The sequence below is a fragment of the Natrialba taiwanensis DSM 12281 genome (assembly GCF_000337595.1).
Classification (GTDB): domain Archaea; phylum Halobacteriota; class Halobacteria; order Halobacteriales; family Natrialbaceae; genus Natrialba; species Natrialba taiwanensis.
This window is the reverse complement of record NZ_AOIL01000009.1, coordinates 178,775-193,468: the sequence shown is the minus strand read 5'-3', so window position 1 is coordinate 193,468 and position 14,694 is coordinate 178,775. Positions and strand designations below refer to the sequence as shown.

At 61.3% G+C, this 14,694-nt stretch carries 6 protein-coding genes; 4 read left to right on the top strand and 2 right to left on the bottom strand.

The genetic code is table 11. The features are described from left to right. The first annotated feature begins 803 nt into the window (after positions 1-803). A complete protein-coding gene (locus C484_RS01750) occupies positions 804-4,622 on the top strand; it encodes a thermonuclease family protein (RefSeq protein WP_239640901.1) in 3,819 nt (1,272 codons plus the stop codon). Then, the gene (locus C484_RS01745) at positions 4,619-5,971 is read left to right on the top strand and encodes a polymer-forming cytoskeletal protein (protein WP_006824261.1); all 1,353 of its coding nucleotides are present in this window, start codon (positions 4,619-4,621) and stop codon (positions 5,969-5,971) included. The genes C484_RS01750 and C484_RS01745 overlap by 4 nt, the downstream gene beginning before the upstream one ends. Before the next feature lie 236 nt (positions 5,972-6,207). On the opposite strand, the gene C484_RS01740 is transcribed toward C484_RS01745, so the two are convergent. Continuing rightward, complete coding sequence (locus C484_RS01740; RefSeq protein ID WP_006824260.1) at positions 6,208-8,676, bottom strand: cbb3-type cytochrome c oxidase subunit I; 2,469 nt, start codon at positions 8,674-8,676, stop codon at positions 6,208-6,210. A gap of 534 nt (positions 8,677-9,210) precedes the next feature. On the opposite strand from C484_RS01740, the gene C484_RS01735 reads away from it, so the two are divergent. Continuing rightward, positions 9,211-9,660 (top strand): universal stress protein, encoded by a 450-nt coding sequence (locus C484_RS01735; RefSeq protein WP_006824259.1) that lies wholly within the window; start codon positions 9,211-9,213, stop codon positions 9,658-9,660. Between the two features lie 362 nt (positions 9,661-10,022). Beyond that, on the top strand, positions 10,023-11,627 hold the full coding sequence (locus C484_RS01730) for an acetolactate synthase large subunit (RefSeq protein WP_006824258.1): 1,605 nt from the start codon (positions 10,023-10,025) through the stop codon (positions 11,625-11,627). Between the two features lie 268 nt (positions 11,628-11,895). Here the strand turns inward: C484_RS01730 and C484_RS01725 are convergent, their stop codons facing one another. After that, entirely contained in the window at positions 11,896-14,307 is a 2,412-nt protein-coding gene (locus C484_RS01725; RefSeq protein WP_152422645.1) for a hypothetical protein, read from the bottom strand. Positions 14,308-14,694 lie beyond the last annotated feature (387 nt).

Sequence of the window (14,694 nt, the reverse complement as noted above, 5' to 3'; positions counted from 1 at the left end):
TATTCCTGCCAGTATAGTGTACCGGGTGTCTTCGTGAATGTTCCCACCCTTCAGGAACTATCTAGCTAGGGGCATCGGCTTGGCTAGTGAACCATCCTTCTGAACCGATCCACCAAGTTAGCCTTATTGGTTAGTCTTGTCAATTAGACTATCCTGATATCTCTCTCGAAAAACCATATTGGCCGAAATAGCGGGTACTCCTTGCTAGTTCGACTCGTCGGTCATCTTTCTGGACAACGCACTTTTCTCGTGGCTACCTGGAGAGGGATAGCGGTGTGGCTGACTAATCGATCCTCTCGGCCGATACGATCGGTATTCCTTGTCGGTTAGGCTTTTTGGATAGTCTAGTCAGTGTGTCTTACCGGATCCCTGTGCACAGGCGATGGTGAAACCGGATAGCCGCTTCGGGGAACGCTACCCGGTAACGTTCTTGGCCGGTTGGGGCTCGAATGGTGCTCGCCCGACGGCCGCCTGAATCGTGACCGGTCGAGTTCGATCTTCTCCGTTTCGCCGGCACGTCTGTTGTGACAACCTTCTTTATTGCCCTTTCTAGAGAGGCTTCTCAGTTGGTCTAACTAATCAGTCTAACTAAATATCTTGTCTGGTTGGGCTGTTTTGTGCGTTCTCGTGATGTGCTGGCGACTGTGACTGACGACCGGGATCCTTCCGAGTTCAGCTGGCCGGTCACTATCGGAGCGAAGTCGCACGCTGTGAAACTGTAGTCCATCTGTGACCTGTTCTCTGGCGAGCGGTACATAGTAGTAATATATACACTTAACTACTGGAAATAGTCGTCACTTGTCATGGGAGAAAACCCCACGGAGCGACGGTCCACGATCGGGCGTCGCAACTTCATGGCGGTAACTGGAACGGCGGTTGGCACGGCCCTCGCCGGGATCGGCACTCGGCCTGCTGTCGGGGCGGCCGCCGAACCGGGTATCGAGGCGCTGTCGTTTTACTCCACAGCGAGTCAGATCGCACCGGACGGCGAGAGCGAACTCAGCGACGACGAGACCGTCGTCGTCTGGGCGGAGCCCACCGCGTACAACTTCGAGACGACGGATGATGGCCCGGAGACGGTCGTCTACGAGTCCAACGATATTCCGCTCGTCTCGGAAGACGGCTCCGTCGTCGGACTCGGCACAGTCGAGTTCGTCAGCGACGATCAGGGTGGCTTCGACGTGGGGAACGAGGAGTTCATGCTCAATCTCTTCGACGCCAAAACCGGCGGCAAGGGGACGGTCCTGTGGGATGAGGGCCACGACCAGTTTCACGAACTCGCCCTCGAGTACTACCACTCCTTCGAGCAGTACGCCGCAAACGCGGGCTACGAGTTGCGCTCGACGACCGATATCCTGGGCGGCGCGCAACTGCTGTTTCCCTCGACGGCGAGTCAGGTCGCAGCGGGCGGCGGTCCGCTCACCGATCCCGCTCACGTGCTCGTCTGGGCGGAGCCGACCGCGGAGAACGTCGACGACGCGGGCGATTCGGCATCGTACCTCTACGGGGAGGACGAAGCGATTCCGCTCGTCTCCCGAGATGAGACCGTCGTCGGATTCGGGACGCCGGAACTGCTCCAGGACGGTGATCTCACCGAGTCCAACGAGCAGTTCGTGCGCAACTTGCTGTCCGAGACGATTGGCGAGAGCGGCACGATCCTGTGGGACGACGCCCACGACAGCTACTACGATTCCTCGACGTTCGGCGAGTTCGCGGCCGCCGTCGAGGACGATGGCTATGACTTCGAGGCGACTGAGGACTTGCTCGGAAGCGACGGCGGGGACGGGATCGACGAACTCGAGTTCTTCTCGACGGCGAGCCTGCTCGATGCGGACGGTGAGCCGCTCACCGACGACTCGCTCGTCGCCGTCCGGGCCGAGTCGACCGCGGAGAACGTCGACGAGAACGACGACGGATTCGTCAGCTACGCCGGCATCGATGCGGACATTCCGCTGGTTGCGGTCGACGGGACCGTTGTCGGTATCGGTGCGCCCCTCGCCACCGACGAGAGCGACGTCGACGCCACCCGCGAGTTCCTCGTGACCGCCTGGGAGGATCGACTCGACGGGCCGGGGACCGTCTACTACGACGAGAGTCACGGGCAGGCGCTGGCGCTCGACGACTACGCCGAACTCGAGGCGCTCGCGTCGAACCGCGGCTTCGACGTGGGTGCGACCGACGACCTCGCGGCCGACCTCGACGATGCGGACCTCGTGATGATCACGACGCCCGGGGAGGCGTTTTCGGCGGCCGAACGCGACGCACTCGAGGCGTTCGTCGCCGACGGCGGTGCCGTATTCATCCACGACGAGGCCGATTACGACGGTCACGCGACCGAACCCCTGAACGACCTCGCGGCGGCGCTCGACCTCGACTTTCGGTTCAATTCGGACCAGGTCGTCGACGAAGAACACAGCGATTGGGCCCCGTTCGTTCTCCGGACGACGAACGTCAACGACGCGTTCGATTTCTTCGACGGATCGGCGGACGGCGCGATCATCGACGCCGCCGATGCAGTCGTCGTTCCCTCGCCCGGCGAGGAATACACCGAACCTGAACTCGACGCGCTCTCGGCTCACGTCGCCGGTGGCGGCGCAGTATTCCTCTTGGACGAATCGGAGTTCACCAACGAGGAGACGGCGACGCTCAACACCATCGCCGCAGAACTCGATGTCGCCTTCCGGTTCAACGCCGACCAGGTCGAGGACGAGACGCACAACGATGGTGCCGCGTTCGTTCCCACGACCGCGAACTTCAACGAGGGGTTCGACGTGTTTGACGGCGTGGGCGTACCCGGTCTCGACGAGGCGGACGGACTGGTCGTCTCCTCGCCGTCGACCGCGTTTTCCCAGTCCGAACTCGATGAACTCGAGGCGTTCGTCGCTGACGGCGGCGCGCTCTTCTTGTTCGACGAGTCCGACTTCGGCGGCCAGGGCAATTCCGAGACCGGCTTCGACGAAACGGCAAACCTGAACGCCATCGCGGACGCGCTCGACCTCGATTTCCGGTTCAACTCGGACCAGGTGAACGACGGCGACGGCGAGTTCGACATCACGACGACGAATCTCAACACCGCGTTCGACTACTTCGCGGAGCGCGAGGAGTCGATCGGCATCGAGTTCGATCCGGGCGAGGAGTACTACGGTCGCGTCGTGCGCGTGTTCGACGGCGACACCGTCGAGGTGGAGTTCGACAGCGAGTACGACTACCGGGACGTGGTCCGTCACCTCGGGTTCGATACGGCCGAGACGGGCGATGTTTCCAACGAAATCCACGAGTGGTTCGGCGTCGAAGACATGGCGCACCTGAACGAATGGGGTGAGAACGCGACCGCGTTCGCCCTCGACGTGATGACGCCCGACGGCACTGACACGGGCGACACCGATGTCGAGGGACGGCGGATCAAGCTCACCTTCGACGACGTCGAGCCGATTCGGGGTAACTACGGACGGCTGCTCGGGTACATGCACTACGACCCGGACGATTTCGACGCTGATCCCGGGACGGGCGAGTACTCGGTCGAGTACAACCGGCAGATGGTCGCGGAGGGATACGCCCGCGTCTACTCGTCCGGATTCGGCCGCCACGACGAGTTCGCGGCCGTCGAGGAGGCCGCGCTTGCCGACGGGCGCGGCGTCTGGTCCGCGGCCGACTTCGACGCGGTCCCCGAGCACCGCAACGATCCCGTCGAGGAGGTGTACGTCCCCCGAGCATCCAGCATCACGACCGACTCCGGGCCGCTCGCGGCCGACCGCATTCCCGTCGCAGCCGGTCCGGATGCCGATCAGGAACCGCTTTCCGGCGGCAGCGTCGACGCGTACGACGACGTGCCCCTGATCGGGGTCGATCACGACAATCGCATCGCGATGGTCGGTGGACTGCTGTTCAACGAGGCCTACGAGGAACTGGAGGGATTCCCGATCGACACCGGTGGCTACGGCAACTTCCCGCTGGTCACGAACCTCGCGCGATACCTTTCGCACAACGACGGCGACTTCCTCGTCGAGGGCGGACACGCCCAGTTCGACGTGTCTGGCTCGCTCTCGCTGGAGCGGATGCAGTACTTCCTCCGCTTCGTCGAAGGCATCGATAGTCGGCTCAGGCAGTTCAACGATGTTGCGACCACCCTTCCCGAGGCGGACAAGCCGACCGCCGTGTTCATTACCGCACCGGGACGGGCCTACACCGAGGCTGAACTCGGCGCACTCCGCGAGTTCCGCGACGACGGCGGTGCGGTGATCCTCGTCGGCTCGACGGCGGCGAGCGCCGACCACCGCGCAAACCTTGACGCCGTCGCCGCCGGCCTCGGCTCCGACCTCCGACTCAACGACGACCGAATCGTCGACACCGTGAACAATCTCGCCGGCGAGGGGGCACTGCCGGTGACGAGCACGTTCGATCGCTCGTACCCGCTGTTCTCGCCGGTCGGCGACGACGCCTTCGGCCATCTCGATCCCCAACAGCGGGCGTATCTCGAATTGCTCGCCAATGACGAGGGATTCATCATTCGCCCCGCAGTCGACGGGGCTATCGAGGACTGGTCCGCCGGCCGCATCGACCGCGAGACGCTCGACGCTGCCGTACTTGCGTGGGAACGGGAACGTCGGGTGATCGCACCATGAGCGCGCAACGCCGCTGGACGCTCGCGGCCCTCCTCGTCGTGATCGCCGGAACGATCGCCGTCGCACCCGTCGCTCCGGCAGTTCTCGCTACCGACACGAGTTCACCTGCGCCCGACGACGCCGCGGACCCGACACCCGTCGGATCGTCCGCCGATGCGGATCCCGTCCTCGCCGCAACGGTCCTCGACGACGATGGCGGTGGCGCACTCGCGGAGACGACCGTCGTCGCCGAACTCGACGGCCCGACCGACGCGGTTGAACTCGCGACGACCGACGCCGCGGGCACCGCTTCGGTACCCGTTCCCGAACCGGGAACGTATACCGTCACCGTGACGGCGAAAGACGGCGCGACGGTGACCGAACGCGTGGATATCGCGGCTCGCGAGAGCGAGGCCGAAGCGACGTTCGAAGTCGAGTCGGCGGCGACGGGCGCAATCGATGCGCTCGTCACGGACGACACCGGCGAACCGCTTCCGGACGGAACGTGGGTGACCGTGACCGGCGACGACGCGTTCGGACCCGACCGAACGGGGCTGGTCGGTGCCGATGGCTCGGTCTCGATCGACGGCGTGAAACCGGGCACCTACGATCTCCGCGCGCTCACCGGCAACGGCACCGAAACCGAGACGACGACAGTAACCGTGGCGGCCAACGAGACGGTCGTGACCGAGTTCACGACGAACTCGTCCGATTCCGAGATCCCCGACGACCGCGGCGAGGACGTCGACGAGCTTCGGTTCCGGAGCGAGGCCGTCGACGATGACGTTGTCGTCTACGGCGACGTCGAGGGCGATATCGTCCTCGCCGGCGATACGCGGATCGACGGCGACGTTCTCATCGCGGGCGATGTCGGCGGTGATGTGGTCGTTCGCGGTGCAGCCACCGTCGATCGGATCCTCGTCGGCGGCGACGTTCGCGGTGACATCGCGCTCCGAGGCAGCGGGACCACTGAAGCCGTGGCCGTCGACTCCGCCGAGACGCTCACGGTTCGAGGGAACGCGGCCGTCGACGGCAGCGTCGAGGCGGCCGACATCGGTGACGTAACGGTTGCCGGCTCCGGCTCGATCGGTGAACTCGCCGTCGAGAACACCGCCTCTCGGATCGAACTGACCGGCGGCTCGACCGTCGGCACCGTGACGGGCGGCGCTGAACTCGAAACGTTCGAGGCCCACGGCGGGGCGACCGTTGACGGACCGGTGTCATTCGCGACCGCGGCGACGGTTCAACTCGCCGGCGGTGCGACCGTCGGCGGCGATCTCGTCGGTGACGCCGTTACCCAAACGTTCGCCGTCCCGGACCGCCTGATCGAGGGTGACATTTCGATCGACGACCTGCCTTCCGGTGCGTGATACGGTCTGTTGTAACGATTTACCGGCGCAACCGCAGGACGGGCGCGGTTGCGCCGGAAATGACTTACAGCAGTCCGTATGAGGGGAGCCGAAGCCGAAACCGGAGCCGATTCGAGCGACCCGGCCGGCCCGAGGTCGCTACTAACTCCGGTTTGAGCGCGGCTCGCGGCCGACCCGTTTCCGTTTCGTTTTGGTGTGGTGCACCTGCGATTCAGTTCGCAAATCCGACCGAAATCTCACATGAGATAGAATAACGGGAAGAGGATCACCCAGACGATATCGACGAAGTGCCAGTAGATGCCGAAGTACTCCACCGGCCGGTGATCCTCGAGATAGGCACCGAGCGTCACGATACGGTAGATCATGAACCCCGCGATGAGGAGACCGAGGATCACGTGGAACGCGTGGAGGCCGGTCGTCACGAAGTAAATCGAGTACTGGAGTTCGGAGAACCAATAGATCCCGTGGGCGAACTCTTGTCCCCACTCGTACCCCTTGATACTGAGGAACGTAAGCCCGAGCAGTACCGTCGCTCCCAACGATACCAATAGTCCGCGTTCGTTTTTTCGCCCGGCCATCTCCAGTGCGAGGACGACAGTAAAGCTCGAGGTGAGCAGGATGTAGGTGTTGAGCAGCCCGATAGTTGCGGAGGGCGGGACCGTTTCGAACTCGTTCCAGCCGGCGTGCAGTCGCAAGAAGATGTACGCCCCGATGACAGCGCCGAAGACGAGCACGTCCGACGCGATGAAGAACCAGACGCCGAGTTTCGTCGTCCCGATCCCCTCGACCGGCCATCGTTCGGCAATGGCCATCTCGGGCGCGTTAAAGTGCTCGCGTCCGTATTCGAAGAGCGTATACCCCAAAAGAACGACACCGACAAGGACGAGTATCGGATACACGAGTTCCGGCGAGCCGGTTTCGGAAATATCCGCGCCGCGCGCGGTGGCGAAATCGACGACCCACGGCGTGAGCCCCGAGACTCCGAGGAACGTCACGAACATCCCCGCTCCGATTCCGAACGGCCAAATGCTTCCGTGATCGGCGTGCTCCGACTCGAGCGAGTCGGCCTGTTCGACCGCGCCGCCGTCCGATACTGTGCCGCCGTCCGATGTAGTCGTTGTGTCGTCGACGAACTCGAGGGACCCACTGCTGTAACTGGGTCGGTTCGGCCAATTTTCGAGTGGCGGCGGCGAGGTCGTTGCCCATTCTGCAGTCCGCGAGAACGTCCACGGATTGCCGGGCGCATCCGGACCGGTGAGGAGGCTTTTACCGAGCGTGTAGAAGATGATGAGATAGGACGCACCGAGGATCAATGCCCCCACGGTCGCCACTCGGTGATAGGCCGTAAACGCCGTATTAAATTCGAAGACGCGCCGTGGCGTCTCCCACACGAGAAACATCGGGAAGTAGAGGACGTTAAAGCCGATAAAGTAGACGACAAAGCTAAGCTTTCCCAACGTTTCGTCGTACATCTTTCCGGTGATCTTCGGCCACCAGTAGAAGATTCCGCCGATCAGCGCGGTAATTCCGGCAACCATCACGTAGTGAAAGTGAGCAACAACCCAGTAGGTTCCCCGGAACTGGTAATCGAGTACGACCGCACCGAGGAAGACCCCCGTGATCCCTCCGAGGATGAACAGGACCAGTGCACCGAGATTAAACAGGAACGGTGTCGTAAACCGAACTCGTCCCTTGATCATGGTGTAAATGAGTGAGAAGACGATCAGGTCGAACGGGAGCGAGATCCCAATACTCGTCGCCATGTACAACGTCTTGATTTCGAGATTGATCGTCGTCAGGAACATGTGGTGCATCCAGACTAGGAAGGACTGGACGGCCACCAACACCATCGCGATGATGATCCACTTTCGTCCGACGAGGCGACGCCCGGTGAACGTCTGAAACGTTTCGAGCATGATGCCCAATGCAGGGAAGAAGACGATATACACCTCCGGATGGCCGAAAAACCAGAATAGATGCGCCCATAATAGCCCCGATCCCTGGTTCGTCGCGAAGTACTGGGTGAGAAAAATACGGTCGCTAATCAAGAGCAAGAGTGCAGCGAGCAGCGACGCAAAGGCGAACAGCATCATCCACACGGTCAGTAGTGTCGCCCACGTGAACAGCGGCATATTCCACAATCCCATTCCTTCGGCGCGGCACCGATGAATGGTTGTCAGGAAGTTTACCGACCCTAGCGTGACCGACATAACGAACAGCGTCAGCGCGAGGACCGCTGCGGTCCCGCCCGCAGTCATCTCCTGGGCCGGATTGTAAATCGGTACGTTGAGCGGCGCGTACATATACCAGCCGCTGGACCACGTTGCATCCTGAAAAAACGAGAGGAGAAGCAGCAGCGCCGAAAACGAATAAAACCAGTAACTCAGCGCGTTCAACCGTGGAAACGCAAGGTCCTGAGTGCCGATCTGCAACGGGACGACGTAGTTTGCGAACGCGATGCCGAGGGGGGAGATAACCCAGAAGATCATCACGAGCCCGTGGACAGACACCGCCTGATTGAACTGGGTTGGATCAAGCAGACCGATCCCGCCCGATTCCCACATCTGGATGCGGAATAGTATCGCGAGCACGCCGCCGACGACGATCAAGAATAAGGACGTTATAAGGTAGAGGATCCCGATATCTTTGTGGTTGGTCGTGACCAGCCATCGCTTGATGGTTGTCCGCGGCGGGAGTTCACTCATCGGCACCCCCTCACTCGGCTCTCATACCGGTGCCCCTCCCAGCGGTTCGCTTTGGACCAAACACGAGCACGGGTCATCATCAACATACCCGCGATAGAGAGCCATATAACACCCCGTTGGGCACTCAGGGGTGCACAGTCGGTGCCTCAAAACTGCCCAGAAGCGGATTCTGACGACTTTGTCTCTCATTCAGAATACGAGCGTTGGGAAGCGTATGCGCTCCAGCTCACGGTGAAAGCGGATGATACGAATAACTATAATATCCGCCAGAAGTGTCTACCCACACCTCTCGTCAGATCTTCGAGAGAAAACGAGACACGCTAATCTTCGGCGGGCGACACTACAAAGACTTCCAGATTCTACTATGGATGGCACTCGTTATTGGCAGTATCGTCGAGTCCGTCTGAGACGTGAGCGGGTCGTGCAGTCGCGTTGAAGTGATGCCTGCAGACCTGCCGTGGCATCTCTCACGGATCGTGTCTGTTCACCCGTCGTGAATAGAACGCTTTACCGCTGGTTCGCCATGAAAGACACATGTCATCCACGATCCTCGTCGCGTTCGACGACTCACCACAGGCGACCGCCGCCCTGCGCCACGCGCTCTCGACGTACGACGACGCAGCGATCCGCGTCCTGTACGTGAACGATCCTCGTCAGTGGGCCGGTTCGGACGGTATCGACGGCATCTTCTCCGCGGAAAAGGCCTTCGAACGGTCACAAGAAGCCGCCAACGAGGTTATCGCGGCCGCAACGGAAATCGCCGCCGAATACGATGCGGAAATCACGACAGCGATCGAGGTCGGAACGGTCGCCGAGACGATCATCACCGACGCCGAGGACCACGATGTCGATCACATCGTCCTCGGCAGCCACGGCCGACGCGGGTTCCGGCGGTTCCTGCTCGGAAGCGTCGCGCAACGGGTCGTCCGCCGATCACCCGGCTCAGTGACGGTCATTCGAGAAGGAACGCCGACTGCCGACTAGGCGCACACTGGTCCCGACTGGACGAACTCGTTCCATGTGCCGCCACGACCAATCGAGTTCGAAACGGCAGGTGATCATATCGTTTCCTCTGGTATCGTGGTGCTTGCTCGAGCTATTATAGCACGCTGGGGCGTGAGGCGCGCCGTGTTGTACACCTAGGTCGGGCCAGTATCAGGTGCGTTGCTCACCGAGACACATGTGACGGTTCATTCGCCGGGTGTGGATCTTTGGCACTTGGAGTGGAAGCTATGGCAATGACAACTAGCACGCTGAGAACCGACGAAGACGGCGCTGAGGCAACTGAGATGGGAACGAGGGACGACGAGCACACCGCGGACGCCATTGTCTCGGAGTGAGCGATCGTGCCAACCGCAGCCGACCTCCTCGTCGCGTGCCTCGAAGCGGAGGGCGTCGAGTACGTTTACGGGCTGCCGGGCGAGGAAATCGAGGAGTTGCTGTTTTCGTTGCGGGAATCCTCCATCACGTTCGTGCCGACCCGTCACGAACAGGGAGCGGCGTTCATGGCGGATGTACACGGGCGGCTAACTGGCGAGGCGGGCGTCTGTCTCTCGACGCTCGGACCCGGTGCGACGAACCTCGTTACCGGCGTCGCTGACGCCCAACTCGACAAGAGCCCGGTCGTCGCGATCACCGGTCAGGGCGGCCGCGAGCGCCTCCACAAGGAGAGTCACCAGGCGCTCGACGTGGTCGACATCTTCGAACCGATCGTCGAGTGGAACGCCCAGATTGCCGCGCCCGAGGTCGTCCCCGAGTCGATCCGCAAGGCGTTCAAACTCGCCGAGTACGAGAAGCCAGGGGCAACCCACCTCGAGTTCCCCGAGGACGTCGCCGGTGAGCCGATCGACGCGAGTCCGATCCTCGCACGTCAACAGGTGCGCCGCCCGGACCCGGATACCGAATCGGCGGTCCGAGCGGCGAACGTGATCGAGAACGCCGAGCGCCCGATCCTCCTCGCGGGCAACGGCGCGGTACGAACTCGCGCGTCGGACCGGTTGCGCGCGTTCGTCGATCGGCTGAGTCTCCCGGTCGTCGCCACGTACATGGGAAAGGGGGCGATCTCCGACCGCGAGCCTGCCTCGCTGCTGACCCTCGATTCCGGGTCGGACGATGAAGCAGCGAGCGCGATCGAGGTGGCCGACTGCGTCGTCACCGTAGGCTACGATATCGCCGAACACGATCCAGCGGCGTGGAACCCTAATCTCGAGACGGCGATCGTCCACGTCGACCACGAACCCGCCGAGGTGTACCGCCACTACAATCCCGACGTGGAAATCGTCGCGGATGTCGGCGCATCGCTCGAAGCGATCGGCGAACAGCTCTCGGCGGACGCCTGTTCGCTGTGGTGTGCGGATCGCCACGACCGAATCCTCGAGGACGTTACCGCTCCCCCCGACTCGACCGATCCCGTTACCGTCACGAACGCGCTCCCACTGCTCCGTGAGGCGCTGGCCGACGAGGACGTGCTCATCTCCGACGTGGGCCACCACAAACTCGCGATCGCACAGAACTACCCGACCTACGAACCCAATACGTGCGTGATCTCGAACGGACTGGCCAGCATGGGAATTGCCGTTCCCGGGGCACTCGCCGCCGACCTCGCCGTCGATACGAACGTGGTCGCGGGGACCGGCGATGGCGGCTTCCTGATGAACGCCGCGGAGATCGAGACCGCGACCCGACTCGGCTGCGAGTTCACGATCGTCGTCTTCACTGACGACGACTACGGGCTCATCTCCGCCCAGCAGGTCGATCACCGCGGCGAGTACACGGGAACGTCGCTCACCAACCCCGATTTCGTGGCGTTTGCCGAGAGCTTCGGCATCGAAGCGCGTCGTCCCGAGACGTGGGACGAAGTCGAGCGCGCGTTCGCCGACGCAGTTCCGTCGGACGAATTGACGCTGATCGAGTTGCGCTTGGATGCCTCCCGTTCGGAGCCCGGTGGCTGATCCCCGTCTCGAGCCGCAAAGCGAAGTCTTCGACTCCGTTGTTCGTTCCGGCGTGGGATCATACATACGAAATCTCAGGCAAGAGGGACCGCTTGATCGCGGACCTCTCTGCTACTGTCCGGACGTGTGTCTTCGCTCTGCTATCATAGTGCCAATCGCAATTAGCGATCCTCGAACGCGGAGGGCCGGTCGTCGATTTGCTCGGACAAACTAGGCCCGCGTAATCGAGTCGCCGGAATCCAGTTCACTGAACTCGAATCAGTACTACTCAGCTGTCTCGGATATCACTCACCGCATAGCGAACGTTCTTCGTCGTCGACTGTCCCGATGTGTAGACGCCGTCGGTTACGCGGAACGTCTCATTTTCGTACTCGTAGTTCGGATCGCTGTCTTCGCCTCGGAGCCAATGACCACCGTCGGCGTCGACCGTGACCGAATACGTATTCGAGCCTTCGATTCCGCCAGCGGGTGACAGGACGAACGTCTCTCCAGAACTCAATCCCGAGATATCCGTCTGGGCAACGATATTCGCGCCGCTATCTCGAAGGTAAGCGGTTTGGTGTTCCGCTGTATTCTGTGAGATCTGCGCCTCGATGCCGTCGATATCCTCTTTCAACCAGAACAGCACGCCGCTTTCAGTGTCGGGATTACTCTGGTCGTTGTCCGACCCGAGGTCTAGCCAGTTTGAGCCCGTTCCCTCCTCTCGACCGGCGATTTCGCTCACGGCGTACCGGACATTTTGGGTCGTCGAGTGGCTGGACGTGTAGACGCCAGCAGTCACCTGGAACGTCCCGTTCTCGTAGTCGTAGTTCGGACTACTGTTTTCACCGCGGTCCCAATACTCGCCGTTCGCGTCGACGGTGACTGAGTACGAACTGGCCCCTTCGATCCCGCCGTCCGGCGAGAGTACAAACGTCTCTCCGGGACTCAAATCCGAGATATCTGTTTGCGTGACGATATCCGTGTTCGTATCCCGGAGGTATGCGGTTTGATGCCCTGCCGAGTGCTGTGAGAGTCGTGCCTCGATGGCACCGAGATCCTCTTTCAACCAGAACAGAACGCCGCTTTCGTTGCTCACGCTGCTCTGGTCGTCGTCCGTTCCAAGATCCAACCACTCGGAGCCTCCACCGCCACCGTCGCCGTAGTCGAAGTAGAACTCGGGGAGTCCGTCGTAGTCCGTGCGGGGATCATCGAAGCCCAGTTGACCCGCCGTGTACTCGCCGCTCCCGTACGTCGTTCCGCCGTAAGTGAACGACCCACCGGAGTGGACATTCACTTCGGGATTCGCTTCCGAGAGCGCGCGGAACTGCTCGGTGAATACGTCCGCATCGTTTTGGATCTCGAGTAGTCCGTTGTATCGATCGCTCGGATAGTCGTCGTATAGGTACACGTCCTCGAACTCGGCTTCGACACCATCCGATAATTCGGCATCCGAATTATTCGGCGGATTAGTCCCGGGTCGAATGCTCGCGGGTGGCTGCTTTCCGGACGCCTCGAGGACGAGTTTCTTGTATCGAACGTGTGCCGTGTCTCCCCGGTTGTAGTAGAAGTTTCTGCACACGACCGCCTCGCGGGCGTAGTCGTTCCCGCCGGATCTAAGGCCGATGATCTCGGTCGGGTTGTTCGCATCGCCGGTCGCGTATTCACAGACGACCCCCTGTCCTTGCAGCCCGTCGGGCATATCGGAGAGATCGATGTACCCGCCAACGATTTTGTCGTTGAGACCGATTCGCATGTTCCCTCTGTGGTTATTGATCGCCGTGCAGTTCCACAGGAGGGCCTCCCCGGATCCCCCCCCGCCGGGACCGTCGTGGGGATTACAGCTCATATAATACCCACTGCTCGTCCAGTTTTCCATGTGACAGTCCTTGTAGGCGAGATAGCCTACGTGACCGGGATCGGCGGAAACCGCGATCGCTCGCGTGCCGTCTGGTGGGGTGCCGGATCCAGAATAGTAATCCCCGTCTGCCATCCTGAGGTTCTCGACGAGCCCTTCGGCATTTTCGTTCGTCATGTGGGGTCGCCAGGTGTAGATCCGCCCGGCATCCTCGCCCTTGTTTCGTTCGCCGACGAGTTCGACGTCCTCCGCCCAGAACTCTTCATTGAAGTTGCCTCCCAGGACTGCCGAGGAGGAGTCCGAATGTTCGGAGATATCGAACGTTACGCCCTTGACCACGCCCACGTCGCAGTTGGGCTGTAGCATCCAGGGCGTGTCGTTTCGATTGAAATAGATCGTACAGTTATCGCCGATCACGCCGAAGTGACTTCCGGGAGCGGTCGCCATCGATTCGAGTTCGTACTCGTTATTCGAGCCGAGATTGGCGATCGCTCCGTTCTCCGAGGCGGTTTCGATAGCGTCTGCAAGATCACCGCTTCGTCCTGCGTAGCTTGTGACGTCTTCCGTCGGAAACGCGGCTTGGTAGTCATCGGGTTGGCGATTCCAGAGGTCCATCGCCTGCTGTGGGACCTCCGATGCCAGGTTGAGGTACTCGTCTTTGCGTTGCATTGCGCTCGCACCAGCGGATGGCTGCGCTGCCGTGTTCCCCGCCCCTGCCAGCGGGATGCCGACGGCCGCACCGCTTAGTTTCAGCCAGTCCCGTCGCCCTAAAAGTGTCCGCTCGTGATCGCTGTTCGTCGGCTCGCCCTCCTCATCACCATTGGATCTATCTTTCCGTGACATCACTTGGTGATCAATAAATTGCCATAAAAACATTCCGTAATTTGAATATCCAACTATTCGTCGTATCATCCCCGAAAACCGTCTTAACCGCTCATATACTGCTGGATGTGACGAAATCAGTTGGGTGAACGCTACAGTCGGATATCTCTCGATGATGTCTAGCTTGGCCAGTTTGAGGAATGCGCTCATCTCGATCAGAAGACGATAGTTCTCACCTGCTCAGCAAGCACGCCACAGTGGCCGTGTGAACGCACGTGCCTCACGACGAGCGAGTTCGGGTAGCGAGTTCACGTACCACGTGCGGTTCGATCCGCGAGTCTCGCGACCAACGCTGTGACGACCGAGTTCAGACGCATCTCCGCCGAACTCAATATCCACGCTGTCCGT